25 protein-coding genes are annotated in these 26,221 nt (G+C 44.8%); 15 read left to right on the plus strand and 10 right to left on the minus strand.

The annotated features are described in order from the left end of the window. Positions 1-35: 35 nt before the first annotated feature. From MD535_RS01820 to MD535_RS01840, 5 genes are all read right to left on the minus strand, one after another. Positions 36-281 carry a YfgJ family double zinc ribbon protein gene (locus tag MD535_RS01820; protein ID WP_265673205.1) on the minus strand — a complete coding sequence of 82 codons (246 nt, stop codon included), beginning with the start codon at positions 279-281 and terminating at the stop codon, positions 36-38. A gap of 203 nt (positions 282-484) precedes the next feature. Further along, complete coding sequence (locus tag MD535_RS01825; protein WP_265673206.1) at positions 485-745, minus strand: hypothetical protein; 261 nt, start codon at positions 743-745, stop codon at positions 485-487. Positions 746-748: 3 nt separating this feature from the next. Further along, positions 749-2,053, minus strand: a complete 1,305-nt coding sequence (locus MD535_RS01830) for an HlyD family type I secretion periplasmic adaptor subunit (RefSeq protein WP_265673207.1) — start codon at positions 2,051-2,053, stop codon at positions 749-751. 8 nt (positions 2,054-2,061) lie between these two features. Further along, complete coding sequence (locus MD535_RS01835) at positions 2,062-3,762, minus strand: type I secretion system permease/ATPase (RefSeq protein ID WP_265673208.1); 1,701 nt, start codon at positions 3,760-3,762, stop codon at positions 2,062-2,064. A gap of 120 nt (positions 3,763-3,882) precedes the next feature. Further along, positions 3,883-4,515 (minus strand): hypothetical protein, encoded by a 633-nt coding sequence (locus MD535_RS01840; RefSeq protein WP_265673209.1) that lies wholly within the window; start codon positions 4,513-4,515, stop codon positions 3,883-3,885. Positions 4,516-4,747: 232 nt separating this feature from the next. On the opposite strand from MD535_RS01840, the gene MD535_RS01845 reads away from it, so the two are divergent. Then, complete coding sequence (locus tag MD535_RS01845; protein ID WP_265673210.1) at positions 4,748-6,232, plus strand: DUF3131 domain-containing protein; 1,485 nt, start codon at positions 4,748-4,750, stop codon at positions 6,230-6,232. Between the two features lie 95 nt (positions 6,233-6,327). Here the strand turns inward: MD535_RS01845 and MD535_RS01850 are convergent, their stop codons facing one another. Continuing rightward, positions 6,328-6,672 carry a RidA family protein gene (locus tag MD535_RS01850; protein ID WP_265673211.1) on the minus strand — a complete coding sequence of 115 codons (345 nt, stop codon included), beginning with the start codon at positions 6,670-6,672 and terminating at the stop codon, positions 6,328-6,330. A gap of 258 nt (positions 6,673-6,930) precedes the next feature. On the opposite strand from MD535_RS01850, the gene MD535_RS01855 reads away from it, so the two are divergent. The 9 genes from MD535_RS01855 (at position 6,931) to MD535_RS01895 (ending at position 17,025) form a co-directional block, all read left to right on the plus strand. Next, positions 6,931-7,863, plus strand: a complete 933-nt coding sequence (locus tag MD535_RS01855) for a 2-dehydropantoate 2-reductase (protein WP_265673212.1) — start codon at positions 6,931-6,933, stop codon at positions 7,861-7,863. Positions 7,864-8,021: 158 nt separating this feature from the next. Continuing rightward, positions 8,022-8,252: a glutaredoxin family protein gene (locus MD535_RS01860; RefSeq protein WP_265673213.1), complete on the plus strand. Its 231-nt coding sequence runs from the start codon at positions 8,022-8,024 to the stop codon at positions 8,250-8,252. A 350-nt stretch (positions 8,253-8,602) separates the two neighbouring features. Further along, positions 8,603-10,720 carry a transcriptional regulator NosR gene (gene nosR, locus MD535_RS01865; protein WP_265673214.1) on the plus strand — a complete coding sequence of 706 codons (2,118 nt, stop codon included), beginning with the start codon at positions 8,603-8,605 and terminating at the stop codon, positions 10,718-10,720. Positions 10,721-10,794: 74 nt separating this feature from the next. Then, positions 10,795-12,687, plus strand: a complete 1,893-nt coding sequence (gene nosZ, locus MD535_RS01870; protein WP_265673215.1) for a TAT-dependent nitrous-oxide reductase — start codon at positions 10,795-10,797, stop codon at positions 12,685-12,687. A 63-nt stretch (positions 12,688-12,750) separates the two neighbouring features. After that, the gene (locus tag MD535_RS01875) at positions 12,751-14,085 is read left to right on the plus strand and encodes a nitrous oxide reductase family maturation protein NosD (protein ID WP_265673216.1); all 1,335 of its coding nucleotides are present in this window, start codon (positions 12,751-12,753) and stop codon (positions 14,083-14,085) included. After that, a complete protein-coding gene (locus tag MD535_RS01880) occupies positions 14,082-15,020 on the plus strand; it encodes an ABC transporter ATP-binding protein (RefSeq protein ID WP_265673217.1) in 939 nt (312 codons plus the stop codon). Before MD535_RS01875 ends, MD535_RS01880 begins: the two co-directional genes overlap by 4 nt. Continuing rightward, positions 15,017-15,835: an ABC transporter permease gene (locus MD535_RS01885; RefSeq protein WP_265673218.1), complete on the plus strand. Its 819-nt coding sequence runs from the start codon at positions 15,017-15,019 to the stop codon at positions 15,833-15,835. The genes MD535_RS01880 and MD535_RS01885 overlap by 4 nt, the downstream gene beginning before the upstream one ends. 104 nt (positions 15,836-15,939) lie before the next feature. Further along, positions 15,940-16,425: a nitrous oxide reductase accessory protein NosL gene (locus MD535_RS01890; RefSeq protein ID WP_265673219.1), complete on the plus strand. Its 486-nt coding sequence runs from the start codon at positions 15,940-15,942 to the stop codon at positions 16,423-16,425. Between the two features lie 246 nt (positions 16,426-16,671). Beyond that, a complete protein-coding gene (locus tag MD535_RS01895; protein WP_265673220.1) occupies positions 16,672-17,025 on the plus strand; it encodes a DMT family transporter in 354 nt (117 codons plus the stop codon). A gap of 75 nt (positions 17,026-17,100) precedes the next feature. Here the strand turns inward: MD535_RS01895 and MD535_RS01900 are convergent, their stop codons facing one another. Beyond that, positions 17,101-17,970: a LysR family transcriptional regulator gene (locus tag MD535_RS01900; RefSeq protein ID WP_265673221.1), complete on the minus strand. Its 870-nt coding sequence runs from the start codon at positions 17,968-17,970 to the stop codon at positions 17,101-17,103. Between the two features lie 117 nt (positions 17,971-18,087). Here MD535_RS01900 and MD535_RS01905 point away from each other — a divergent pair, with 117 nt between their 5' ends. From MD535_RS01905 to MD535_RS01925, 5 genes are all read left to right on the plus strand, one after another. Further along, positions 18,088-19,290 carry an MFS transporter gene (locus MD535_RS01905; protein WP_265673222.1) on the plus strand — a complete coding sequence of 401 codons (1,203 nt, stop codon included), beginning with the start codon at positions 18,088-18,090 and terminating at the stop codon, positions 19,288-19,290. Between the two features lie 79 nt (positions 19,291-19,369). Then, the gene (locus MD535_RS01910; protein WP_265673224.1) at positions 19,370-19,933 is read left to right on the plus strand and encodes a DUF1415 domain-containing protein; all 564 of its coding nucleotides are present in this window, start codon (positions 19,370-19,372) and stop codon (positions 19,931-19,933) included. A 172-nt stretch (positions 19,934-20,105) separates the two neighbouring features. After that, positions 20,106-20,234 carry a hypothetical protein gene (locus MD535_RS01915; RefSeq protein ID WP_265673225.1) on the plus strand — a complete coding sequence of 43 codons (129 nt, stop codon included), beginning with the start codon at positions 20,106-20,108 and terminating at the stop codon, positions 20,232-20,234. 173 nt (positions 20,235-20,407) lie between these two features. Then, the gene (locus tag MD535_RS01920) at positions 20,408-20,671 is read left to right on the plus strand and encodes a hypothetical protein (protein ID WP_265673226.1); all 264 of its coding nucleotides are present in this window, start codon (positions 20,408-20,410) and stop codon (positions 20,669-20,671) included. A 434-nt stretch (positions 20,672-21,105) separates the two neighbouring features. Next, positions 21,106-21,678, plus strand: coding sequence for a nucleoside triphosphate pyrophosphohydrolase family protein (locus MD535_RS01925; protein ID WP_265673227.1), 573 nt, complete (start codon positions 21,106-21,108; stop codon positions 21,676-21,678). A 100-nt stretch (positions 21,679-21,778) separates the two neighbouring features. Here the strand turns inward: MD535_RS01925 and ygjK are convergent, their stop codons facing one another. The 3 genes from ygjK to MD535_RS01940 form a co-directional block, all read right to left on the minus strand. Then, the gene (gene ygjK / locus MD535_RS01930) at positions 21,779-24,160 is read right to left on the minus strand and encodes an alpha-glucosidase (RefSeq protein ID WP_265673228.1); all 2,382 of its coding nucleotides are present in this window, start codon (positions 24,158-24,160) and stop codon (positions 21,779-21,781) included. 75 nt (positions 24,161-24,235) lie between these two features. Next, positions 24,236-25,666, minus strand: a complete 1,431-nt coding sequence (locus MD535_RS01935) for an amino acid permease (protein ID WP_265673229.1) — start codon at positions 25,664-25,666, stop codon at positions 24,236-24,238. 99 nt (positions 25,667-25,765) lie between these two features. Continuing rightward, positions 25,766-26,218 carry a beta-galactosidase subunit beta gene (locus MD535_RS01940; protein WP_265673230.1) on the minus strand — a complete coding sequence of 151 codons (453 nt, stop codon included), beginning with the start codon at positions 26,216-26,218 and terminating at the stop codon, positions 25,766-25,768. Positions 26,219-26,221 lie beyond the last annotated feature (3 nt).

Below are 26,221 nucleotides of genomic sequence, written 5' to 3' on the forward strand. Positions count from 1 at the left end.
CGCTATGAGCACCAGCAACCGTTATTCAATGCCCTCTAACAACTTACTGCAGCAACAACTTCCTGCAACTGCCAGCGGATGGTGGTACGCGACTTCTGCATTCTGCAACCGTTACAGTAATAGCTCACATTGCCGCATGCTTTTAATGCTTCAAGTGGCTCGTGACACTCCGGACAAAAAGGGACTTTTCGGTATTTTATCGTACACTTTGAACATACATTGCTAGTATTCAGTAGTACGTCTACCTGACACTTCGGGCACAGTAAGATAGGTTGATTCATAGTTGTTCCTCTTTCGCCAAATCCAATTTAGAAGCAAACCGCTTTTAGCTGCGAGTTCACAACACGTCCCCCTACTACCTGGAGGTTTGCTGATTGTTTGCCTAAAAAGCACTACGAACAAGTAACATACCGTATCGATGATACAGAAAGGAAGGAAAGGAAGGTCAACCATAATATCTATACAACAAGTTGAAGCTTATACACTAGTTCGAATGCAAACAGCCATAGACTTTTTCATGGCAGCGTTGACACTGATAGGAGTGGCGGTGTGTTTTTTCCCCGCAATGTGGACAAGGTACCATTCGTTTATCCGAGCTGCACAAAATGAGAATTAAACCCACAGGCCCAAGTACGTACCCTAGCAACGCACCAGCAATTACTCGCCCTTTTTTTGCACCAACAACGACAGAAAGCACAAGAAAAAAGCCATAAAATGACAGCCAAAATAACATTTCAGGTTCCATACACTATACCTCTCTCATGGCGCGATAATAGCTAACCGTTAACGGCGCGGTTAAGTAGTCCCATAGCGTTCTCTTCTCTAAAACAATAAAGACTTCCGTCTGCATTCCGGGATACAGTTCAATATTATCTAATCCAACCAGTGCGTCCTTCGCCAACTTTACTTTCACCCGGTATCCTGTTTGCTGTTCGTTGGAATCATCGCTCAAGCGGTCTGCTGCAACATAAGTCACCTCGCCATCTACTGGTGGCGTTTTTCTAACGTTATAAGCACTTAAACGAACTTTAGCCTGTAGCCCTACGCGCACAACATCAATGTCTTGCGCCGGGATCAGAGCTTCTATAATCAGCTCATCAGTCTCTGGTACTATCTCCATGAGAACATCACCGGGGTTCACAATTCCACCAACACTCGCCACATTAAGTCCGACCACGGTGCCATTGTGCTCGCTGCGAATGGTGACTCGCGACTTAACATCCGTTGCCGCTTTTAGCGCTTCACTAATGTCACGAGATTCCTTTTGTACTTGCGCAAGTTGGGAAGAATAGGTTTGTTTTAATTCCAACAACGTTGATTGATGATTTTGCTCTAAGGTTGCCAATTGACGATGGTTGACCTCGGTTTCAGCACTTACTTCTGCTAACTCTGCATCCACTCGCGCTGCAGCCCGTTTTAGCTCAAGCATTCGGGTTTTTGACACGTAGCCCTTTTTCACCAACCCTTGTGTCATATCAATCTCCTCTTTGAGAAGAGACAACTGACGCTCGATCGCTCTTTTTTGAAACTGACCACCGCGAACTTGTTCGTCCAACAGCGCTTTTTTCTGCAAATACTGCCCTTCCGTTAACTCAAGTTTGAGAATGGCTTGCTGATATTGCAATTGTTCACTGCTGATCACATTGGCTACAACCTGAGTTTTATCAGCCGTATCTATCTCAATGCCGTCATCCACAAACCTCCAATCAACTTGTCGGCTGTCATCTAATAATGCTTGAAGTCGGCGTTTTTGATAATCCAAAGAAATAGATTTCAATATTAACCGCTGAAAATCCGCTTCAGCTCGCGAATTTGATAACTCAAGCAAGACATCGCCCGCCTGAACACTTTGTCCCTCTTTAACGTAAACTTGCTTCACCCACCCCCCTTCAAGGTGCTGAACTTGTTTACGCTTACTTTCTACCACCAGCACCCCTCTTGCAATAGAAGCCGCGCTAAGATCAACGGACACCGCCCACCAAACAAAACCCACTGTCGTGACTAGACTGAGAATAATCCCTTTTCTGATAACGCTTTTAGTATCAAATACCATAGCCACTCCTACCCTGTACTTTTAGACTGATGGTCATCAATTCTGGCGGGAGCACCCGTTTCTGCATGTAACCCCAGAAATTGCTCACTTTTCCCGGCTTTCTCTACCTTGCCGTCTTTTAATAAGATCACCCAATCCATCTGTCTTAAAAAACCCGGTCGATGACTAATCATCACCGCTGTAATTTCATTTTCTTTACAGTGCTGAAGTACAATCGCAAGTGCCACCTCTCCCTCAGGGTCAAGGTTGGAATTAGGCTCGTCTAATACCAGCACTTTCGGATTTGAAAAAATAGCCCGAGCCAGACCTATTCGCTGCATTTGACCACCAGAAAGTTGCAAGCCCCCCTCACCACAGTACGTTTGGTAACCGTCAGGGAGCGATATGATGAGCTCGTGAATACATGCCAATTTAGCGGCAGCGATGACATCTTCGTCTTTTGCATGACTGAATCGACTAATATTGTCTCTAACAGTGCCCGATAAAAGTCCGACATGCTGCGGTAAATAACCAATATGTTCACCAAACTGGGTCTCAGACCACTGTTCAATGGTGGCCCCATCCACCTCTATCATGCCAATACTTGGCTGATAGATACCCATAATGAGCTTAGCGAGTGTTGATTTACCCGAACCAGAATTTCCCAGTATTGCCAACGACTGTCCACCCGCTAATTTGAAATTAATGTTCTGCAGCAATGGTTCTTGCATCGTCGGTAGTTTAAGAGCAACGTTTTTAAAGTGAATTTGACCTTTAGGTTCAGGAAGGGTGACTTTTGATATCGACGGCTCTTTTTCAGCCAGTCGATTTAGACGATACCAAGCCCCCGCTGCGCTATACCATGATTTCCAAGCCGATACCGCTTGTTCAAATGGCGATAACACACGCCCCATAATGATAGAGCTGGCAATAATCGCTCCGGTACCTAGCTGCTGAGTAAGCACTAAATACACACCAAGAGTGAGCACCGCAATTTGCAGTAAGGTGCGAAAATATCGGCTCAACGATAACAATCGCCCCATTCGCGAGTTAACTTGCCATTGATAAGCAAGCAACTTTTCGCTTTTACCTTCCCAAACTTTGCCGATACTGTCTGACATTCCCATCGCTTTAAGCATAGGAGCATTGCGCAAGTAGTCATTAAGTTCCATATTGGTACGATTAGAGTATTGATTCGCCTCATCATTTGACCGACGACTGTGGTACAGAACCACCACTGCCATCATCATAAATACGGCGCTACCGATTAAGGCGACCGCACCAATATACGGATGCAGCATAAATAGGATAATCAGAAAAAACGGCACCCAAGGAAGGTCAAAAATAGCAGAAGTAGAAGGGGTAACGAGGAAATTACGGATTTCGGATAAATCTTGTAAGCTTTGTTTCTCAATTCGATTGGTCACCGAAGACTGAGAAATGCTTTTGGCTAATAACACGCCACTTAATTGAGCATCTAATTTCAACCCCGACTTTTGCAGCAACTCGGTGCGAATATACTCCAGTAAAAATTGTGCCGTCACCAAAAAGAGGACAATGCCCATTAACGCAAACATCGTCTCTAGACTCGAACTCGACAGAACTCGGTCAAACAATTGCAAGCCATAAATGGGTAGCGATAACACTAAAAAATTAATGACACAACTGAAAAAGCATACTATCCAGAGCTCTTTTCTAGTGTGCGTAAATGCGGACTTAATTCGTTCCATGTAAGCCACAAACCTCAATAGTATTCAACTAAAAAGGAGTATAGTAACTACGACAACAATGTGTATTTTTTATGCGTTCAATAAACATCTCAGAAACAAGCAGTTAAAGTTAAATGGGGCTTATGCTAAGTTAAATCGACGACTAATTTCAATTCCACTTGCCACCGCTCGATGACTCTCTTTCAGAATCCAATTGATGGGGTTTCTTACCCAAGGTTGAGGATCGTTCTCTGGAAATCGGTCTACGGTTTTCACTGCGACGACGTTCAAGCCTACTTCTTGACACGTTTCAATACAGCGTTTGGCATGCCAAGACTGGGCCACCACCACTACGTTTCGGCCTATAGCACAATCAAGCGCCTGTTTCGCGATATCCGCAGTGGTGAGATAATCATCGCTCGATATCACGTGCGCGTTAGCGACTTTATGAACGGCGTGCTTCGCGACCTCTTGCTGTAAATGGGCATCTAAAAACGGATAGTCTTTCATTAAACTGACGACTTGTTGGCCAAGGCAACGATTGACATCATCACTGTCTCCAAAGGAAAACGCGATGACACTATGAGCCTCTAATGGATTGCCATAATCATCAATCGACAATTGGGTTTCTCCTAAATAGGTTTCCACTCTTTGTTTTTGTTTTTGACTAAGCTGATAGTCGCGTGAAGACGCAAGGAATTGTTGTAACACTGTCGCCGAATGGCGAACGGGAGAAAGTTCTGAGCGAGTTAAAGTATTGATAAAATTTCGCATAGCAGCACCTCGTTGGGTTAGCCCTGCCTATCCGTTGACTCAATACAGTCCGTTGACGCCATGATAGTACCAACTTCAACAAAAAAATGACAGTGCTTAGTACAAAAAGTAATCGATCTTTATTAACACTGAGCGTTCGATTTTGAGACACTCTCGATCTAATGAAACTCGAAAATAATAACTTATGTATTATCATTAGGTTATCTTCTGCCTTCCTTCCGGGGACTTTTTATTGGTATCACGCTTAATTCGGTCTTTTTTCATCATCTTGATGCCAGCGGCGTTTGTGTACGCGGATACTGGCATGCCCGAATTACCAAGCTTTTATGGTGGTCGCGCTGTGGCCCCAGGTGAAACAACCAAAGAAGCGAAAACCATCGACTATCAGCGACGTGCTTTAGCTCCACCAATTCGTCCAGAAGCCCCCCTAGACGAATACAGCCCTCACGCCTTGCCCTCTCCCTTGACCATGATGGATGAAGCAGAACACAGCCAAGAATCGTTTTTAGTCGATGTTCAAAAGCTATCTCGTAATGACTGGCTGATGGCACAAAAAGCACAACATTATTTCCAAAAAAATCACCACGAAACAACGGGGATGTGGGATTCGGTTCAAGGCTACCATCACGCTACAATGTGGGACATTGCCAGCGGGCTAGCCGCCACATTGGCCCTACACGCTCTTAAGCTAGAAACCACCGAAATAACCCGTGACCGACTTCGTACCACGTTAACCACACTCGCTGACTTTCCGCTTTACAAAACAACACTGCCCAATCGAGAATACAGCGCAAAAACCGGGTTACCCAGTGGCAGTTATAGCACCAGCGCCTCAAACGGTAACGGTTGGTCCGCATTGGATATTGGCCGTCTGCTCATTTGGTTAAAAATTACCGAGGTACGTTTTCCGGAATTGTCGCCCATCGTCCAAGACATCACATCTCATTGGAGCTTATCCTCAGCAATCAAGGAACAAACCCTTTATGGAACAAAGTTGTATAAAGGTAAGGAATATTTTAGACAAGAAGGTCGATTAGGCTATTTGCAATACGCTGCGCAAGGCTACGCACTCTATGGGTTCGACTTGTCTGCTAGCTACGACAATACCACATCAGAAACCATTAGCGTGGACGGGATGGACTTGTATGTAGATACACGTAATGTGCCCTATTTCACTAGCGACCCCTATGTATTACTTGCATTAGAGATTGGCCGTCCACAAGTATGGTGGAACCAATTAGACGCGCTCTACCAATTACAAAAACATCGCTCAGAATTAACGAACCAGCTCCATATTTACGCAGAAGATGCGATGAGTAAAAGCCCTTGGTTCGCCTACAATAATATCTACTATTACGGGACCAGTTGGTTAAGTGTTAGTCCTGGTGGCAAACCCATTGAAACACCACAGCGATTCAGTAATAAAGCGGGCTTTGGTTTCAGCGTACTATTTGACGACGCTTTCAGCGCAAAACTTAGAGAAGAAGTCCTTCGAACCAGTTTAAACGCCAGAAGTATCCCCACTGGCATCTATACGGACAATGGGACAAACAACGCGTTCAATATCAACACTAATTCATTAGTGCTTGTGTCTTTGTGGTACAAAGCGCTCGGAAAAATCCCGATCCTAGAAGCTTCAATGAGCCAACACTTAACATGGGAAAATCAAGTGTCCGAAGATCAAGCATTGCAGATTAAAAACATGGACGATGGATAGTCAGACTGAGGGGGCTCAAGAAGAAGGGGGATACGGCTTAGAAATAGACCGCCTTTTTCATAGAATAAAGGCGGTCTCTGTCTCACAGCGTCAATTTACACCGCCGCGACCACTGAAATTTCTACTAATAACTCTTCTCTTGCCATGCTTGCTTCAACACAAGCGCGAGCTGGGGCGTAGCCTTCTGGTACCCACGCATCCCACACCTCATTCATGGCTTTAAAGTCTGCCATTGTTTTTACGTATATCGTTGCAGATAGCAGTTTTTCGCGACTCGAACCGACACTTTCAAGCAATTCATCTACTTTTTCCAGCATGGTTGTCGTCTGGTGAGTAATGTCTTGAGTTGAATCCTTAGCGACTTGCCCACAAAAATAAACCGTACCGTTATGAATCACTGCGCGGCTCATACGTTGTTTTGTTTCTTTTCTTTCAATCATCTTACTACCTGTTATTACGTCGACATGTGCGGCTTAAACCGAATAAATACCCGCAAATAATAAAGCGCCTACCATGCTACAGCAATGGATTCTTTTGAAAACCGAGAACACGCGCTAAGTATCAGTATCATCATTATTTATATAAGAAACTTGACGTTGCCGATGGTTCACATTTCGCCACGAATATTGCCCTCAAAGGTTCACTAATTCGTCAGTTCATGTACATTACTTCAATTAATGCATAACAAGGACGTCGCTATGACAAAGAAGGTATTCGCAGTAATCGGGACAGGCGCTATTGGCGGATATTATGGGGCGAGACTGCATCAAAGCGGGGAAGATGTGCATTTTCTTTTCAACTCTGACTTTACTCATGTTCGCGACCATGGTTTAACCGTTGACTCCCACTATGGCGACTTTTCAATTCCACCGAGCTTTCTGCAAGCCTATTCATCAAGTGAAGCGATGCCAAAAGCCGATGTCATCTTGGTTGCAATCAAAACGACAAGTAACCCGCTGTTATCGAGTCTCATTGCGCCAATAGTCAAACCTAATACACTTATCGTACTGCTACAAAATGGCATTGGAGCAGAGCAAGAACTCTCTGAACAACTTAACTTACCCTTTGTCGGTGGTGGACTTTGCTTTATCTGCTCTAACAAGATAGGTCCTGGGCATATTGACCATATTGATTACGGGAGACTGACACTCGGCGTGTATGGCGCTGAAGGACAGCCCCTATTGGAGCAAGTGGCACAGGATTTTCGTAACGCTGGCGTAGACGTTGATGTAGAAAGCAGTATTGTGGATGCACGCTGGAAAAAACTACTGTGGAATGTGCCATTTAATGGGCTTTCTGCCGTATTATCTGCCGATACCAAGCAAATCATGCAGTGTCCCGAACTCGTCACGTTGGCAAAAGAGATCATGCAAGAAGTTCAAGCGGCAGCAAAAGCGCTTGGAACGGACTTGCCTACCCCCTTAATTGACACCATGCTCAGCAACACAGCGGCGATGAAACCCTATCACACCAGCATGCTACTGGATTTAAAGAATCAGAGGGCATTAGAGCGACAATACATGTATAAGAACGTGTTAGACCTTGCGCTTGCTCATGGCGTCACTATGCCTAAAACGGCGACGCTCTATCAACAATTGTGCTTTATTGACCCTGCAACAAGCCATGAGTAATTGACTATATACCGCGTAAATGGTCAATATCGGGTATTCAAAGACTATTACCCTAGCGTAAGTCATAGTACTCGCCAGCGCCTTGGTTGCAGACAAGTAGTAATTGTCCTCAATTATCGATAAACTGCGCTGGTCAAAACCCGCTATAGAGTAAATCAATGAAACGTTTAGTCCTGTATGTCGCTGATAAATGCCCTCACTGTAAAGATGCCCAACGCTATTTGGATAGTAAAGGCTATAAATACCGTCTGACTAACGCCAAGATGCAAAGAGGACGCAAAGAGCTTCAAGCGATGGGCGCGCGTTCGATTCCAGTGATAAAGATCGGCGATCAGGTCATGGTAGGTTGGAACCAAAAGAACTTTGACCGTATGTACAACTCAAACTAAATGCTAGGAAGGGGTTCCGATCGCGACTCAGATTTTGCATCCTGCTTCATCCTTGCGAATGATTAACCTCTTCCTTTGATCTCTAACGTCTAATCTCTAATCTCTAATCTCTAATCCAGCCTACTCGTATAGGTCAAAATGACCGAGTCAATGGCGATAATATTTCCTTACAAGTCTGTGAAGGTGAGCAACCTTTGTACTATTGATAGCTTTCGTTTTATCTAAACTTGATACAAATCAAAAACACCCCATTAACAACACCCTACTCTAACGCCTCACACCTGACCGTCTCATCGTGTTTATCTCTATGATTTATTCAGTCAGGTAATACGGATATAAAGGGAGCGCTTATGCTAAGAATTGTCACGAAAATTCTAGTGTGTCAGGTGTTTGCTCTGCTGTTTATTAGTGTGCCCAGCTATGCATTATTTGTCAGCCCTCCCAAAGATCCCATACCGCTCATTGAACAAACCTTCCCTAGCCAAACTTCCATTTCAGACAAGCACGGCGATCCGCTCGTAAGAACCATTACCCATAACGATGACGTTCTTGGCTACGCCTTTGAAACCAACGATATCGCGAGCATACCCGCTTACTCTGGCGAGCCAGTTAACATGCTCGTCATCATTGACCCTAAAGGCCGTTACCTTGCCTCTAAAGTCCTAGAACATCATGAACCGATAATTTTAGCTGGGATACCAGAGAGTAAATTATGGGCATTTAGTGATCAGTATGTCGGCCTGTCAGTGAAAGATCGAATTAAAGTGGGTGGTAAAGCAAACGAAAACTACGTACCCATTGACGGTTTATCCGGTGCCACTGTCACCGTCATGGTCATGAATGTCGCCATTACGAAAGCGGCGACCAAGGTAGCTGAGTCTCTTGGCATCGTAAAACCGAGCAGCAATGTCATTCAACCTAAATCCACCATTAGAAAAGAGCAGTTTGAGCAGAGAAGTTGGTTAGAATTAACGGGGGATGGTTCCATTCGTAAACTGCTCATTCGCAAAGGCGCGGTTCAAGACGCCTTTACCGATACAGCTGCCGAAAATATTGAGCGCGTGGCAACCCGCGATAGAGAGCAACCTTTTGCTGAGATTTACTATGCGCAAGCTGACATCCCGACTATTGGGAAAAACCTATTTGGCGAGCAAGAGTACCAATGGTTAATCAACAACCTCAAAGCAGATGAGCATCTTATTGCTATCTTTGGCAATGGCTACTCTTACAAAGGCTCTGGTTATGTGAGAGGGGGAATATTCGACCGGATCCAAGTCAAGCAAAACAACAATGACATCTCTTTTCGCGATCTAGACCATAACCGAATCCTAGATTTGTCTATAGCCGATGCACCGCGCTTTCATGAAATGTCTGTCTTTAAAGTGCAAGCACACCATGACTTTGATCCCGGTGCCGACTGGCAAATCGAGCTACTGGTACGCCGTCAATTAGGCGCGGTGGATAGTGTCTTCACCAGTTTTAAAGGGGACTATCACCCACTTTCACAATACGTCGACACACCAGCTCCAATAATAATAAAACCCGAGCTTTCTTTAGCACAGCAAGTGTGGCAAGAAAACCAAGTAAAAGTGGGGCTACTTTCCATTCTCATTGTTGTCTTATTGCTTATTTTATTCTTCCAAGATTTCTTAGTACGCCACCCAACGTTCATGCACCGCCTACGCCACGGTTTTTTAATTATTACCGTTATTTTCATCGGCTGGGTCTGGGGCGGACAGCTTTCCGTCGTCAATGTTTTCACTTTCCTCAACGCCCTAATGACACAATTTTCGTGGGATCTTTTCTTACTCGACCCCATAATTTTCATGCTGTGGTGCGCAGCGGCAGTGACCATTTTAATGTGGGGCCGAGCCGTGTATTGTGGATGGTTATGTCCTTTTGGCGCGCTGCAAGAGTTGATCAATCAAAGTGCTAGAGCGTTTAAAATCCCACAATTCGAATTGCCATGGGCGGTGCATGAACGACTGTGGGCAATCAAATACCTTATTCTTCTCGGCCTCTTTGCTCTCTCTCTCGACTCACTAGCACTCGCAGAACAGTTCGCAGAAATTGAGCCGTTCAAAACCACATTCTTGCTCAAGTTTGACCGTGAGTGGCCTTTCATTCTGTGGGCGGTGTTTTTACTCACTTTGAACCTATTTAACCGCAAAACCTTTTGCCGATACCTGTGCCCATTAGGCGCAGCCTTATCGGTGTCAAACAGCATTCGTTTATTTGATTGGCTAAAACGACGTCCAGAATGTGGCTCACCATGCAAAATCTGCGCAAAAGAGTGTGAGATTCAAGCGATTCACCCTAACGGTGAGATCAACATGCGTGAATGCCACTACTGCCTAGATTGTCAGATCACTTATTCCAACGATGGGAAATGCCCACCATTAAAAAAACAGGCATACAAAAAACGGAAACAGAGCGACGCTGATATCCCAGTAACACAGATTCCCTAAGCGGTGAGGTAACAGCATTATCACTGCATAACAGCGACATGTATCAGCCCTACCAATTTGAATGGAGACTCAACATGAGCGATGACAAAAAGACCCTCGACCCTGACAACATGCCCGTCAATACCGACCGGAGAAAGTTCTTTGGAAAAACGGCCGCCATTGGATTAGGTGTCGCAGCTGCGCCTATGTCAGCCGCCATGTTTGCCTCTATGGCGAAAGCACAGGCTGCTGAGTCGGGTAATAGCCCTTATGTTGAGCCCGGAGAAATGGATGAATACTATGGCTTTTGGAGCGGCGGCCACTCCGGTGAAGTCCGTATTTTAGGTATCCCTTCAATGCGCGAGTTAATGCGAATCCCCGTATTTAATGCCGATAGTGCGACAGGTTGGGGATTTACCGATGAGAGTAAGCGAATTAAAGGTGATAGCGCGCACTTACTATCTGGCGACTCTCATCACCCTCATATGAGTATGACCGATGGTCGCTATAACGGGAAATATGTATTTATCAACGATAAAGCAAACTCACGTGTTGCCCGTATCCGCTGCGATGTCATGAAAGTGGACAAGATGATCACCATCCCTAACGTGCAGGCCATTCATGGACTTCGCGTACAAAAGGTGCCTGAGACCAAATACGTCATTTGTAACAGTGAATTTGAAATTCCAATGAACAATGATGGCAAGGCGACACTCGAAGACGTCAGTACTTACCGTTCACTGTTTAACGTCATTGATGCAGAAAAAATGGAAGTGGTCTTCCAAGTTATGGTGGACGGTAACCTAGATAATACTGACGCTGACTATGATGGCAAATACTTCGCCTCTACCTGCTATAACTCAGAAATGGGCATGAACCTGGGCGAAATGATCACCGCCGAGCGTGATCATGTTGTCGTCTTTAGTTTGGCACGCTGTGAAGCGGCCCTACAGGCTGGGAAATTTAAAACCTATAATGGCAATGATGTGCCCGTCCTCGATGGTCGAAAAGGATCCGAACTCACTCGTTACATCCCTGTTCCTAAATCACCGCATGGCATGAATACCTCTCCAAATGGCAAGTACTTCGTTGCGAATGGTAAACTTTCTCCAACGGTGTCAGTTATCGCCACCGCTAAACTTGATGACCTGTTTAACGACAAAATTCAACCAAGAGACACCATTGTCGCCGAACCGGAACTGGGCTTAGGGCCACTGCACACCGCCTTTGATAACCGCGGTTTTGCATATACTACGCTTTTCCTAGACAGCCAGATTGTAAAATGGGATGTAGAAGAGGCCGTCAGAGCCTACAACGGCGAAAAAGTGAATTACATCAAACAGAAAATCGACGTGCATTATCAACCGGGGCATAACAGCACGTCTAGCGGTGAAACGCGTGATGCGGATGGTAAATGGTTGGTGTCACTATGTAAGTTCTCGAAAGACCGCTTCTTACCTGTTGGGCCATTACGCGCTGAAAATGACCAGTTAATTGATATCTCCGGCGACGAAATGAAACTGGTCCACGACGGTCCTACTTTCGCAGAACCGCACGACGGTACCATTATTCACCGCAGCAAAGTGAAACCAAGCAAGATATGGTCGCGAGAGGACCCCATTTTTGCTGAAACGATAGCAATGGCTAAAAAAGACGGCGTCAATGTGATGACGGAAAACAAGGTCATTCGAGACGGCAATAAGGTGCGCGTTTACATGACCTCTATTGCCCCTACTTTCGGCATGAATGAGTTTACAGTCAAACTCGGCGACACGGTCACCGTCGTCATTACCAATCTAGATACCATCGAAGATGTTAGCCATGGTTTCTGTATGACCAATCACGGTGTACAAATGGAGATCAGCCCTCAACAAACCTCATCTATCACGTTTGTTGCCGATAAGCCTGGTGTCCAGTGGTATTACTGCAACTGGTTCTGTCACGCTCTCCATATGGAAATGCGCGGCCGAATGCTAGTAGAAGCGTAAGCTTCACGTCATAACGCTCCCCTCAATATTTAGGGGAGCGTATTGGGATTTTGACTCGTTAGGATGATTTCATTGAAGCACTCTTTTTGGCTACTCATTGTGACTCTTTTCTATCATGGTATTGCCTTCGCCGCCGTCACGATGGTGAGTCCCAATGATGACTTACAATACGCGCTTAATCACGCCCAGCAAGGCGACACGATTGTCTTAACATCGGGGCGATTTTACGGTAATTATGTCATACCCAGACCCTTAACCCTCACCAGTCAAGGTGAGGCAACGGTCGATGCTCAAGGCATTGGCAATGCTATTACTCTCAAGAGTTCTGATATCGAAATCTCCAATTTAACCATTGTAAATTGGGGCAGAAACCTCACAGATCAGAACGCAGGAATCTATTCCGATACGGAAGCTGAGCGCTTATACATCCTCAATAATCACTTAAATGGCGATGGCTTTGGCATGTGGATTCAACGAGCGCAACATATCACCATTGAAAACAACACCGTAGTGGGTAACCCAACATTACGATCCGCCGATAGAGGCAATGGCATCCAGCTGTCTACGGTAAAAAATGCCCTCGTCAGCGACAATACGATTTCTCAAACACGTGACGGTCTTTACATTATTTCAAGCCAGCAATGCGAACTGCGCAATAACACCATGCACACGCTTCGCTACGGCATCCATTATATGTACTCACACAGCAATCGCGTCATTGGCAATCTTGCCTATAATACGCGTGCGGGTTTCGCATTAATGAGTTCAAAGCAGCTACAGGTGATTGGCAACACCAGCCGTGACAATGAAGACTACGGCATGCTAATGAACTTCATAACCCACTCCACCATTAGTTATAACCAGATAAACAATATTTGGACCAAACCAGAGAATAAAGTGGTTGGTCGCGAAGGCAAGGGGCTCTTTGTCTACAACTCTGGATACAACGAAATTAGCCACAACATCATAGATACCGCTGAAATTGGCATTCACCTCACAGCGGGCTCTGAAAATGTCAACGTCACCGGCAATAGCTTCATCAATAATCCGATTCAAGTTAAGTATGTTTCAAATCAAGCGCAGGAATGGAGCATTAACGGCAAAGGAAACTATTGGAGTAACTATCTAGGATGGGATCTCAATAACAGCTCGACGGGCGACACCCCATTCGAGCCCAACGATGGCATTGATAAAATAGTTTGGAAATACCCAGAATCTAAAGTACTGCTCGATAGCCCCGCTATTTTGATGCTGCGCTGGATTCAGAAACAATTCCCAGTATTAAAACCATCGGGAGTGAAGGATTCCTACCCGCTCATGTCACCACCCAATCACTCAGAAAAACGCGAGCAACTACTGGCTCCAACAGCATCACAAATACAGGGGAGTCACTCATGAATCAGGCTATCGTTCAACTCGATAATGTGAGCAAGCAATACAAAAATGTCTGTGCGGTTGATGCGCTGAGTTTCTCTATTATGCCCGGCGAGGTATTGGGGTTATTTGGTCACAATGGCGCGGGCAAAACTACAACCATGAAACTCATTTTAGGCGTCACACAAGCATCGCAAGGGAGCGTATCCGTCTTTGGCATGAATCCAAGCAGTCAACAAGCATGGCAAGGACGCAAACAAATGGGCTATTTGCCTGAAAATGTCAGCTTTTACGAGCAACTAACCGGGCTCGAAGTCCTCACCTATTTTGCTCGTTTAAAATCGGCGCCCAAGCAACAGATCACCGATTTACTCAACCAAGTGGGTCTGTCCCACGCACTACACCGACAAGTCAAAACTTACTCAAAAGGCATGCGACAACGTCTCGGTTTAGCACAGGCTTTTCTTGGTAAACCGAAACTACTGCTTCTCGATGAGCCCACCGTTGGGCTCGACCCGATTGCCACTCAGGAATTTTATCAAAGTGTCGACACATTAAAAAAAGAAGGGGCAAGCATCATACTTTGCTCTCACGTACTGCCGGGTGTCGAGCAGCATATCGATCGTGCGATGATCTTATCTCAAGGTCGCTCAATCACCATTGGTACTTTGGATGAGCTGAGGTCACAAGCACAGCTACCGACAAAAATAAAAACCCGTGGGTTGAATGGTGCGATTTATACCAATAGCCAACTCGCGCAATTCGCGATTTCAAATGATCAGCTCTCTGTTCCCAAAGAAGAAAAAATTCGAGTGCTCAAAGCGTTACTCGCACATGAATCGTTGAGTGATATTCAAATGGAGCCCGCTAACCTAGAGCAGATTTACCAGCACTTTCTCGGGTTAACACCAAGCACCAATCAGGACAAATTCGCTAAGCCGCAGGAGAACACACTATGAACCCTATTTTTGCCGTCGCGCTTAAAGAGTTTCAAGACGGATTGCGAAACCGCTGGTTAGTGTCCATCACTCTGGTCTTTGCCTTGTTATCGATTGGTATTAGCTATTATGGAAGCGTCGCCTCTGGTCAACTGGCAACACCATCGCTATCTTCCACCATTGCGAGCCTCTCTAGTCTATCCGTGTTCATTATTCCGTTAATCGCGCTGCTACTTTGCTATGACAGCTTTGTTGGCGAGCAAGAGTCTGGCACCTTACTATTATTAATGACCTACCCTGTGAGTCATGCGCAATTGCTGTTCGGTAAATTTATCGGACAGGGAGGAATCATTACACTCGCAACGGTACTAGGTTTTGGTTCTGCAGGCGTTTTGTTAAGCCTTACCACACCAATTCAAGCCATTTGGGGGGCGTTTACTCTATTTATTATCACCTCTAGCTTACTCGGCTTGTGCTTCGTTGCACTGGCGTATCTCATTAGCCTTCTTGTGTCTGAAAAATCCAAAGCGGCCGGGGCTGCATTACTCACTTGGCTGTTTTTCGTTCTGGTTTTTGATCTTGTGCTACTTGGGGTACTTATTGGCGGATATGAATTACTCGACCAACAGACGCTCGTGCAGATCATGCTACTCAACCCTGCCGATCTTTTCAGGCTCATCAATCTTTCCGCCCTTAATCAAACCGATGTGAATGGCGTACTCGCCGTCGCAATAAACAGCAGCCTATCAACGCAGAGCCTAATTTTCGCCTTGTTCGCTTGGATCTTATTGCCCTTAAGCGTGTCACTTTTCATTTTTAGACGTAAGCACTTATAGCAATAACAGACGCATGCAACACAATAATAATCACGACAATAATCATCACAATACCGATATACCTTGAATGACTCAAATCTCCAAAAGACAAAGGACGACGACTAATGAATACCATCAAATCACTGTTTATCTCTATTTTTGCCTTGCTCCTTTTTGGCTGCGGAGAGTCGGAACAACAGCAAGTTATTCGACAAGCACAAGCTATCGAAAGCGCTGACGAATGCCACCTTTGTGGCATGGTCATCACCAATTATCCCGGACCAAAAGGGCAAGCCTATCAAAAAGGCAGCGACACAACGGTTCGCTTCTGCTCCACCAAAGATATGTTTAGCTATATTTTACAGCCAGATAACCAGCGCCAGATCGAGCAGATCTTTGTCCATGACATGAGTAAAACACCATGGCAGAAGCCAGAAGATGAGTACTTTATTGATGGCAAAACAGCGTGGTATGTCATTGGTTCAAATCAAACCGGAGCAATGGGCAAGACATTGGCAAGTTTTAGTAAAGAGTCCGACGCCAAGGCATTTTCAACGGAATTTGGCGGCGAGGTCTATCGCTTTGACGATATCACTCTCGACAACCTGTAACGGACACACTGCATCAGCTTCACGTTAACTTTTCGGCTATTTCATCTAGCCGCTATCAAGGCAAATCCGTCCGGTCTGGAAAGAGAACCGCTACTCCTTCCAGACGAGTGATAATACGTAGCTAGATTATTGCAATGCCGTAATAATCAATTACGCTTTCCGTACTTCCAAATCAATATTTTTTAATTATACTTCGCGCCACAGAATACGAGTTGTTTCGTGTTCATCTATGCGGCGTGTTGCTATATGTTCCAACTACTTGTTTCGTTGCCCCCAGCCATTGCACTTTCTATTGCCATTGTAGCTGAGGTGATTGCCACTTCATTCATTCCAAAAACACAACAATTCACCAAGTTATCACCCAGTATTATTGTGCTCATTGGTTACGGTATCGCTTTCTTTTTACTGTCCGTTACGGTCAAAACCATGCCCGTTGGCGTAGTGTACGCGATTTGGAGTGGTGCCGGTATCGTGTTAGTCGCCACCGTTAGCTACTTTGTTTACGGTCAAAAACTCGATTTACCAGCATTAGTCGGCATTGGGTTTATTCTTGCCGGAGTTCTTATCGTGAACTTATTATCAAAAACCGTTGGTCACTAAACACACATTGCCGTTTAACAACCATAAAAGAAGACAAGGCCGGATAGACTGCGCCTGCCTTGTCTCATTGCACACTTACGTGTGATTTTTAATGTATTCCATAAACGCTCTATCAGCGCGAGACAAATAGCCATCTTTACGCCATGCTAACGCAAGATCGACAAAAACAGGTGGATCAAACGAGACACCGCGCGTTTTGGGTTCGTGCTCCGTTACCAATTCTAATAAAGCGGTGATAGCAAAGTCTTGCTTTACTATGCTTAAAATCATCGGCAGTAAGTTCGTTTCGTAAGAAAACTGCGCTTCTACCCCTCTTCTTTGACACTCTTCATCAATAAAATCCCGGTGAAAGTAACCCGGCTTGAACATCACCAGCTCTTCTTGAAAGAACGCATCAAAGGTTAATGTGTCTTGCGACGCAAAAGGATGGTTCTTGCTCATCACCGCCACCATCTCTGAACGGTAAATGGGGTCGACATCTAAGTCATCCGGTACATCGGTGTTGCGAATAACACCTAAATCAATCTCCCCTGCCAGTAGCATTTTACGAATATCTTGCGTGCCCGCTTCAACCACTGTCATTTTTAAGTTGGGGTACTGTGATTTAAACGCCATGATGATTTTTGGGAAAAAATAGCTCCCCATCATGCTCGGAGTGCCTAAACGCACTTCCCCTTTCAGCAAACCTTTCAGCTCATCGATTGCCAACGTTGCATCGTCGACTTGTTGTAATATTTTTTGTGCGTGAGGTTTCAACGCCCGCCCTTCCTGAGTCAACACCACCTGCTTGTCGATCCGGGAAAAGAGCTGAACACCCAACTGTTGTTCAAATTTTTTAATTGAGATACTTAACGCCGGTTGAGCAATGTTTACCTTCTTTGCTGCTCGGGTAAAGTTTTGCTCTCGAGCCACCGCGAGGAAATGTTTGAGCTGTCGAATATTCATATAAACAAAATATATTATGATGATATTTTTAATATATTTTATTTATTATCATTCAGGTGATAATTTCGTCACATTGCTGCATTTTAGTCGGCATTTAGAAACCAAATGAGGTGATTTGTGATTGAACGACATTCAGCAGAATATAGTAAAGTGACTTGGGGACTTTCACTCGGCTCATTTCTGGTATTTTGTAATCTATATGTCTTTCAACCAATCCTGCCCCAACTCTCACAGCATTTTGCGGTTTCTGAAACCGAAATCAATTGGGTCTTTGCCGCTGCAACCTTAGCACTCTCCCTTTCATTGGTGCCATGGGCAATCAGTTCAGAGAGCTTGGGACGGCGCGCGGTCATGTTAACGGGGCTATTTCTACTGCCTGTCATCGGCGCATTAATGCTACTTACGACAAGCTTATTATCCCTTGTTATGCTGCGCGCGTTAATGGGGTTTGCTTTAGCCGCATTTGCCTCTGTTGCTGTCGCCTATATGGTTGAGGAGCTCTCTAGCGAAGCATTTAACAATGCGATTGGCGGTTACATTGCAGCCAATTCTTTGGGGGGAATCGCCGGCCGTATCGCAGGGGGCGTATTAACCGATATATTTGATTGGCAAACCGCTGTCATTGTTATCGCTTGCTTTACCTTTGTATGCGTCTTAATAGTGGCATGGCTGCTTCCGCAACAAAAACACTTTAAACCCACTAGAGGCATGTTCCGCCACCACAACCGAGCCTTAGTGATGCATCTCTCCAATCGCAATATATGGCTTGCCATGCTTATTGGCGGGGTAAATTTTGCCTTGTTTGTTAACCTATATTCAGTCATGGGGTTTCGGCTAGTCAGTGAGCCTCACAACCTGCCCATCGCAATGGCGGCACTGATTTTTCTTTGCTACCTCGCTGGTACACTAAGCTCCAAATGGAGTGGTATTTGGAGTCGTCACTTTCCCCCTATCACCGGAATGGCGCTCGGTGCGACCATTAGCCTATGTGGGATGCTCATTGCCATTGTCGACACCATTCCAGCAATGGTTGTTGGGTTACTATTCATTAGTGGCGGCGCGTTCTTTACGCATACCTTAGCCTATGCATGGGTAAGCCAAAAAGCGCAACAGGCCAAAGCGACCGCAACTGCATTATATTTGGTGCACTATTACATAGGCGGCAGTTTAGGGGGATTCTTTCTACTTTATTGCTGGCAACACTCTCAATGGCTCGGGGTCGTAGAAGGAGGGGGAATATTATACTTACTGCTATTCGCACTTTGTTGGAAGCTAAAACTCGTCAGTGAGTCTGTGCTAACCGTCAACTCTCCCGCTTAACGGTTATTTTGAGTGATTATTAGCGAAACGTCTTCAGCGATCATATAATCCGATTTAAGAATTTTATCGGTAGAGTGTTATGTCGTTACGAGAAGAAATTGTCCACATTGAAGGGCAAGTCCAACAATGGTTAAAAGAGGTCGTAATCGGGCTAAATTTATGCCCTTTTGCTGCAAAACCAGAGCGCAATAAGCAGATCAAGACCTTTGTCAGCTTAGCGAATAAAGAAGAAGGACTGCTAGAGGATATTTTGGGAGAACTCATGCTATTGGAGCAAACTGAGCCCGAAGACCTCGAAACGACTTTGGTCGTTGTGCCTAACATGCTTGATGACTTCATGGACTACAACTTCTTTATCGATTGGGTGGAAGCGCTCATTAAACAAAATGATTGGGAAGGCATCTATCAAGTGGCTACCTTCCATCCAAATTACTGTTTTGGTGGTGCCGAACCTGAAGACGCAGAGAACCTGACGAACCGTTCCCCTTATCCTATTTTCCATTTAATTCGTGAAGCGAGTATGGCAAAAGTACTTAAGCACTACCCGGATCCAGACGCCATACCCGATAACAATATTGCCCGTGTCAGTGGCCTTAGTGAAGTTGAGCGTAAAAAACTATTCCCATATCTATTTGTCAGCTAACTCGACCGATAGCCGTTAGCTTGACAGTATTCGTTTCTTTAGAGATGAATACTGTCAACGCTGGCATAACAAGAATGAGTGAGAACAGCAAAGTAACATTGCGATAATAGCGATTTCATCGTAACCAAGTGAGTGATAATTTCTCAGTATTCACCTATTAGAGACTATCGCTATGAAAGCTTGGATCAAATTTATTCCACTCGTATTACTTATCACCTACTGCATCACCTACGACGTCATGGATTCAATGCAGCACAACGATGCAAATACCCCATCTCAACAAGTGATTGCCAGCGATTAATCCTCGCCTTAGCGCATAAATGCAGATGCTCAACACCCTATCAAAGCTAGCGTGTAATCACCCGTCATAAAGGCTTTACAAACGCTCACAAATTTCACTATTCCATATGGTGATAGGTAAAGTAATAACTGTTACCATCGCGCTCAAAAGTCGTGTGCGTCAATGGAGTAATCATGAAAATGTCTCTTGCTATTTTTATGAGTAATGAAGACAGCGGTATCGAGCTTGCGCGCAGCAATGAGGTCAGCGAAAACGAATTATTGGCGCAGTGGCATGCGATTCCACGAGCAAAAAACATCACAAGCCATTTTTTAGTACTAATGAGCGGGCACGAGCACATTAACGCAAAATTTATTGACGACCCAGCGCTCAATCAGCTGCTTCATTTGTGGGGAAAATTCGACAGCTTTTACCAAGACCTATCGGAATGTGGCTAAATCACAACGTATTTACATTAGGTTTTTAGAAGGCAAACATCATCAAGTAAAAAGCCACCTCTTTCGAGGTGGCTTTTTGTGACGAATCGGGACCCTAATTCCAAAACGTCGTTTCCAAAAAGTACGTGTACCTTTTGAAACTGGCTGCCTAACAAAAGCTATTCACCGCCTGTCAGACATTAACCATAAACAACCGAGCGATCGCCACTCCATCATTTTTAATCCAATAAAAGTATATGACGTGATAGTCTCATAAGCAAAACCTTGTAAGATATCAATCACTTTGTATATGAACCTTATAGAATGACCACTAATTTTACAAGATAAAATTAGTCACAGAGTGTGTCCTCTCCTTCACGATGCTAACTTAATCTAGCTATAACGAAACGCGTTTGATAGGATCACAAGCACTGTTGCCTAACGAATAATTATCAATGAAACTAACAAAACTGACACCAGAGATTTTTGCCCACCTTTATCGTGATATCACTGAGTTTCGTGCCACGTTCGACTTACCGGTTAACGCACCCGAGACACTAGACGACGCAGCCGACACGCTGCACAGCTCGCTAGCTATTGAAGAGATGACGGAGCTTGCAGAAGCCGACTCAAAAGTAGAACAAGCTGATGCCATCATCGACTCGGTTTACGTATTGATGGGGCGACTGGTGCACTTAGGTGACGACAAAGTCGAAGCAAACGTAGCCATTAGCTATTTGATTGAATTGCTACTGCACGTGGCGGCGAATCGCAACATCGACTTCATCAAGTGCTGGGATGAAATCCATTCCAGCAACATGAGCAAAGTTTGTCGTAACGAACAAGAGTACGCAGAAACAGAAGCGCATTATGCGACCCAAGGCATCACTTTGATGGCCGTTCAAAAAGGGGCTTACGTGATTGCTAAGTGTGCGGAAGACTTCGTCTCTGATGCGAAAACGATTCGTAAAGGCAAAGTACTCAAGTCGGTTTACTACCGCCCTGCTGACTTAGCACCTATTGTTTAACGCTAATTTCTAGTCTGTATTATAAAAAAGGGTCTTACGACCCTTTTTCTTCATGTTATTTGAGGGTAGCTTAGAGTTTGGCTATAAACATACAAATCATTTACTTTTCGGACGTGAAGAAATCGTTATAAAGCATATATAAGTGCGCCGCACTCCATGAGAAGTTTGGAGCTCCTTGTTGAGCGCCATTTAACGGGTTGTAATTCTCTCTAATAGGACCATCTTGAACAAGACCATCGGCATGTTCAAAGAAGGTATTGGCCATTTGAACGGCATCATCACGATAGCCATATCGCTCCATACCTTTTAAACCAAAATAGAATTGATCTACCCAAACTCGTCCACGCCAATAGATATCCGGACCAAAAGCAGGGCTACTCAAAGATGCCGTGCCTAACGGCACATAGCTATTAAACTCTTTCGGATCTTTCATGACCATAACAACCGCATCGGCATGCTGTTGAGTTGCCGCGCCATTAAAGAGTGGCGACCACCCTTCCGGCCCCTTGCCTCGCTCGACAATCGGTTTCCCGGCACAACCATTTGCCAGTGGCTTATCGTCAATACGAATGTCATAGAAGAAACCTGAGCTTTCATCAAACATGCACGTATTGATATAGTCAGATAATTGCTGAGCTTTTTCTTCAAACTCTTGCGCTTCTTGCGTTTTATTCAATAACGTTGCCATCTGAGCAAGGTAACGATTATCGCTGTACATATAACTGGCTTGATCAACAGACTCCTGCATTAAGGAGTAACCCAATAATGTGCCATCTTCTGCTCTATTTTGCGCGAATGACACATCCCAGTCGCTACGCTTACCGCCATTGTTTACGTATTGATCAAGCTGCTCTTTATCAATAAAACCAAACACTGCGGCATCATCACGACCAGACTCCCAAGATGCCGCTGTTTGCGCAGGGATCTCTATATGATCCGCCTTTCCTTGTGAAAGGATTTCTTGATATTTGTCTATCCCTGCATAGGTTTTCTGCTCATCACCTATTGTTACCGTAAACAACATTTTGCCATCCACGGTATTATGAGCTTTATCTCGTGCTGCACCATATTCAGGCACACCATTGCCATTATGATCTCTATTTCTCAACCACCAGTCATGGTAAGCGACCAGCTTTGGATACATTTCCTCAATCCAAGCCACATCGCCAGTGGTACGATACACTTCCCACACCGCCCACGCGGCTAAGCTAGGCTTAGTATTTCTTTCATTCCAGTTACCACCATCACCACCACGATCCGGGCTGATATTGTATGCGAGAAGATCTGGAATAAAGCCCTCATCCCAAGGCCTGACTGCATCATCAGCTTGGATCTGGTAAGCAAACATCGCTCGAATATTATCTTGTGCAACGGTCGGGTTAAAATGGGCCATCGCATAAGCTTGTTTCCACGTATCCCAAGGCCAAGTTTGATTACCAGAGAACCAACGCGCCGTAACAGAAGGAGTGACGGAATCGAACTTCATTGCCCCTGCCACACCGCGCCAGTTTCCGTTTAATGTTTCTATGGCCTTAACAGCGACGCGTTCTTGCGAGGCTGTCGCCGTTGGGTTCGTGAGCCCATTCGCTAAATAGCCTTCCCATCGTTGCTCAGAAGCAGTTAAATACTGAGAAGGATTAGCTAAAATAGACGTTATTATTGGTTGCTCTTGCTGATTTTCCTGCGCCGTCAATACATGAGAATAGGTAGTATAAAGTGTGGTTGACCCAGTGATCGACGCTGTAGATAAGAATGTCTTTCCTTTAACGGTTGTCTCCATTGGAATCGATTTATGAACCTGATATTCCGACTCCCCTGAAGTCAGCAGATCCCAAGTTGATCGAACTTTTCCAAACGTCACTTTTAGTCCATCATCGGTAGCGACTATTTTACGCTTGTAATTTGGGTACTGTTCATCAATGGTTTGATCTGACTGAGGCACATTTTCTTTTGCATGAGTCTGAGTTAACAACTCGCCATCCCAACGAAGCGTCAACGGACCATCGCTGATAATTTTGGTTTCTAGTAAAGAGGTGCGATTGGACGCAAATCTAAGTGTCAGTTCAACCGTAACATCGTCCGAAGTCAGTGTTTGAATTAACGCGCCGGGCAAGCTATAAGCTTGCATAGTAAACTCGACCTTTTGCTCATCCTTATACACGGTTAGACGGTCAAAATTGGTGGCCATAAAGTTTATATATTCTTCAGTGAGTAACGCCGTTCCAGGGAACCCTCCCATACTGTCAGCATCATCAGGAAGAAGGTGTCCGTGCCACGCACCGGCATCGAAAAACGGATTAAATCGCTGATGATCATCAAAATCATAGTCTCGCATATACTCTGGAGAGCCAGTACGATCGATGACACTTTTAAAGTTTTCCGCAACCAATTCAGATTGATTCGATGCTTCGTTTTGGGTGCATCCTGAAATGGCGATAAGCGCAGAAATGGAAATGGCAATTGCTGATTTATTTAGATTCATTGTTTAACCTTTACCAAAGCTATTATTTGCTCAAAAGAAAGGGCATCAACACTGGATGCCCTCTACACAATCGAATTACAACGTGGCAGATGACGCGCTTTGCGCACTGTTGTTCTTATTTCTTTGCTTTTTCTCGAAGCGAGAAATCCACCAATAAGCAACACCAGAGAACACGGCTGTCATAAACACATTGATAAAGAACGCTCTCACTAAATCAACACCTGTAGGGAACGCGGAAGCCGTCATACTCACGATGAAAATCGCGATTAATACCGACACCACACTCATACCAAATGTACGCGACCCCATACGAAAATCGCGTGGCGTTTCATCATATTTCCAGCGGAAAACGAAGTAAGCTACCATGATAAAGATGGGCGGTAACATTGCCGTACCCGCCGTTAAGTTAATCGCAGTATTCATCATTTCTTGTACAGACTCAGAACCAAAGCCATTAACAATAAGCATGACCACAACAAAACCAAACTGCCACCATGCTGCACGGACAGGCACACCGTGCTCATTTAGCTCTGTGGTTTTTTCACCGTAAACACCTTGAGGAATTTCAGAGAAGTGGATTTTCACTGGTGCCGCCGTCCACATCATCATCGAACCAAACATGGCAATGAACAATACGATGCCGACAAAGCGACCGACGAGAGACTCTGACATGTCGAAATATTGTGCCATACCAGTAAAAATTTCCACCATACCACCAGCGTAAGTTAACGACTCACGCGGTACAAAAACATTCACTAGTAGTGAGCCTACGGCGTACATCGCACCAATTAGCACTCCCGCCCAAATGATGACTTTAATAAACGTTTTCTGACCGCCCTTCACATCTTTTAAGTACGCCGCTGCTGTTTCAGCACCACCTGCCGCTTGGAAAATCCAGCACATGATACCCAACGTCGCCCAGTTAATCGTTGGGCTCATCGCTTCCATGGTAATTGGCTCAGCAGGAACATGATCGCCGCTTAGTGCCATCAACGCACCTAAAACATAAATGCCAAATAGGGCAAATACGCCATATGCCACCAGCTCGGATATTTTCCCAAGCCACGAAGCGCCTTTGGTTGAAATGTGTGTTGCGGCGGCAAACAGAATAATAGAAATTAATGAGGTGACCATTGGAGAAAAGCTGTACTCATACCCCAGCATGGCGTATGACGCATACGCAATCACGTTCGGCAATAAGGATACAAACCAAAATAGATTCACAAACCAGTACAAGAATGAGCCAAGGTAAGCGGATTTCGATCCTAATGGTTTTTTCAACCAATCATACATTCCCGACTCCGAATCCTTATTCGCTGATACAAATTCGGCAATAATAAATACGAATGGAATAAAATAGACAATTGTCGCAAGTAAAAAGATAGGCGCAGAGCTTAAACCAAGCTCAATGTTATTGTTAACGATATTTCGAACGTTAAATACCGCAGCTAATGTCATAGACAACAAGGCAAACTTGCCAATGGTGCCACGTACTGATTCAGACATTTTATCCTCCAAGGAAATCACGTCGTTATAGGCCAATTCATTTGGCATTGAGTAGGGTGAAGGCCAGATACTTTTGCCTGACCTTTAATAATTAATGAGTTATTTATTTAAGAAATAACCATCTTCAATCGTCACTCTAATGATGACTTTTCGAACCTGTGTGCTGCCAATGAAGCGATACGCTTCATTGTTATCAAATATCACAACCTGCCCTTCATGCACGTCACGTTTATCTCCTTGTCCAAGCAAGTATTCACGATCCGTTTCATCACTATATGGCTGGTGCGGCGTTAACGCCGACTTACTTGCAAACTCTATCGTTTCAGTACCTTGCAAATAGTAGTGCACATCAAGATAGCGGCGATGCCCTTGTAACGCTGCTTGCGCTTTAGGGATACCATCTACAATCATGTAGACGAGAGAGTCACCAATGGAATGCATCACGCCATCTTTAATCGAATCAATGTTTTCAATCGCTTCTACACATCGATTCCATTTACGGCCATCACGATAAACGCTTTTAAATTGCGTCAAGTTATCCAATACGATCATGCT

It is taken from the genome of Vibrio qingdaonensis, assembly GCF_026191675.1.
In the GTDB taxonomy this organism is placed as follows: Bacteria; Pseudomonadota; Gammaproteobacteria; order Enterobacterales; family Vibrionaceae; genus Vibrio; species Vibrio qingdaonensis.

Coding starts and splice junctions, on each gene's coding strand:
- MD535_RS01820 (WP_265673205.1), bottom strand. CDS start 281: ATGAATCAACCTATCTTACTGTGCCCGAAGTGTCAGGTAGACGTACTA.
- MD535_RS01825 (WP_265673206.1), bottom strand. CDS start 745: ATGGAACCTGAAATGTTATTTTGGCTGTCATTTTATGGCTTTTTTCTT.
- MD535_RS01830 (WP_265673207.1), bottom strand. CDS start 2,053: ATGGTATTTGATACTAAAAGCGTTATCAGAAAAGGGATTATTCTCAGT.
- MD535_RS01835 (WP_265673208.1), bottom strand. CDS start 3,762: ATGGAACGAATTAAGTCCGCATTTACGCACACTAGAAAAGAGCTCTGG.
- MD535_RS01840 (WP_265673209.1), bottom strand. CDS start 4,515: ATGCGAAATTTTATCAATACTTTAACTCGCTCAGAACTTTCTCCCGTT.
- MD535_RS01850 (WP_265673211.1), bottom strand. CDS start 6,672: ATGATTGAAAGAAAAGAAACAAAACAACGTATGAGCCGCGCAGTGATT.
- MD535_RS01855 (WP_265673212.1), top strand. CDS start 6,931: ATGACAAAGAAGGTATTCGCAGTAATCGGGACAGGCGCTATTGGCGGA.
- MD535_RS01860 (WP_265673213.1), top strand. CDS start 8,022: ATGAAACGTTTAGTCCTGTATGTCGCTGATAAATGCCCTCACTGTAAA.
- nosR (WP_265673214.1), top strand. CDS start 8,603: ATGCTAAGAATTGTCACGAAAATTCTAGTGTGTCAGGTGTTTGCTCTG.
- nosZ (WP_265673215.1), top strand. CDS start 10,795: ATGAGCGATGACAAAAAGACCCTCGACCCTGACAACATGCCCGTCAAT.
- MD535_RS01875 (WP_265673216.1), top strand. CDS start 12,751: ATGATTTCATTGAAGCACTCTTTTTGGCTACTCATTGTGACTCTTTTC.
- MD535_RS01880 (WP_265673217.1), top strand. CDS start 14,082: ATGAATCAGGCTATCGTTCAACTCGATAATGTGAGCAAGCAATACAAA.
- MD535_RS01885 (WP_265673218.1), top strand. CDS start 15,017: ATGAACCCTATTTTTGCCGTCGCGCTTAAAGAGTTTCAAGACGGATTG.
- MD535_RS01890 (WP_265673219.1), top strand. CDS start 15,940: ATGAATACCATCAAATCACTGTTTATCTCTATTTTTGCCTTGCTCCTT.
- MD535_RS01895 (WP_265673220.1), top strand. CDS start 16,672: ATGTTCCAACTACTTGTTTCGTTGCCCCCAGCCATTGCACTTTCTATT.
- MD535_RS01900 (WP_265673221.1), bottom strand. CDS start 17,970: ATGAATATTCGACAGCTCAAACATTTCCTCGCGGTGGCTCGAGAGCAA.
- MD535_RS01910 (WP_265673224.1), top strand. CDS start 19,370: ATGTCGTTACGAGAAGAAATTGTCCACATTGAAGGGCAAGTCCAACAA.
- MD535_RS01915 (WP_265673225.1), top strand. CDS start 20,106: ATGAAAGCTTGGATCAAATTTATTCCACTCGTATTACTTATCACCTAC.
- MD535_RS01920 (WP_265673226.1), top strand. CDS start 20,408: ATGAAAATGTCTCTTGCTATTTTTATGAGTAATGAAGACAGCGGTATC.
- MD535_RS01925 (WP_265673227.1), top strand. CDS start 21,106: ATGAAACTAACAAAACTGACACCAGAGATTTTTGCCCACCTTTATCGT.
- ygjK (WP_265673228.1), bottom strand. CDS start 24,160: ATGAATCTAAATAAATCAGCAATTGCCATTTCCATTTCTGCGCTTATC.
- MD535_RS01935 (WP_265673229.1), bottom strand. CDS start 25,666: ATGTCTGAATCAGTACGTGGCACCATTGGCAAGTTTGCCTTGTTGTCT.
- MD535_RS01940 (WP_265673230.1), bottom strand. CDS start 26,218: ATGATCGTATTGGATAACTTGACGCAATTTAAAAGCGTTTATCGTGAT.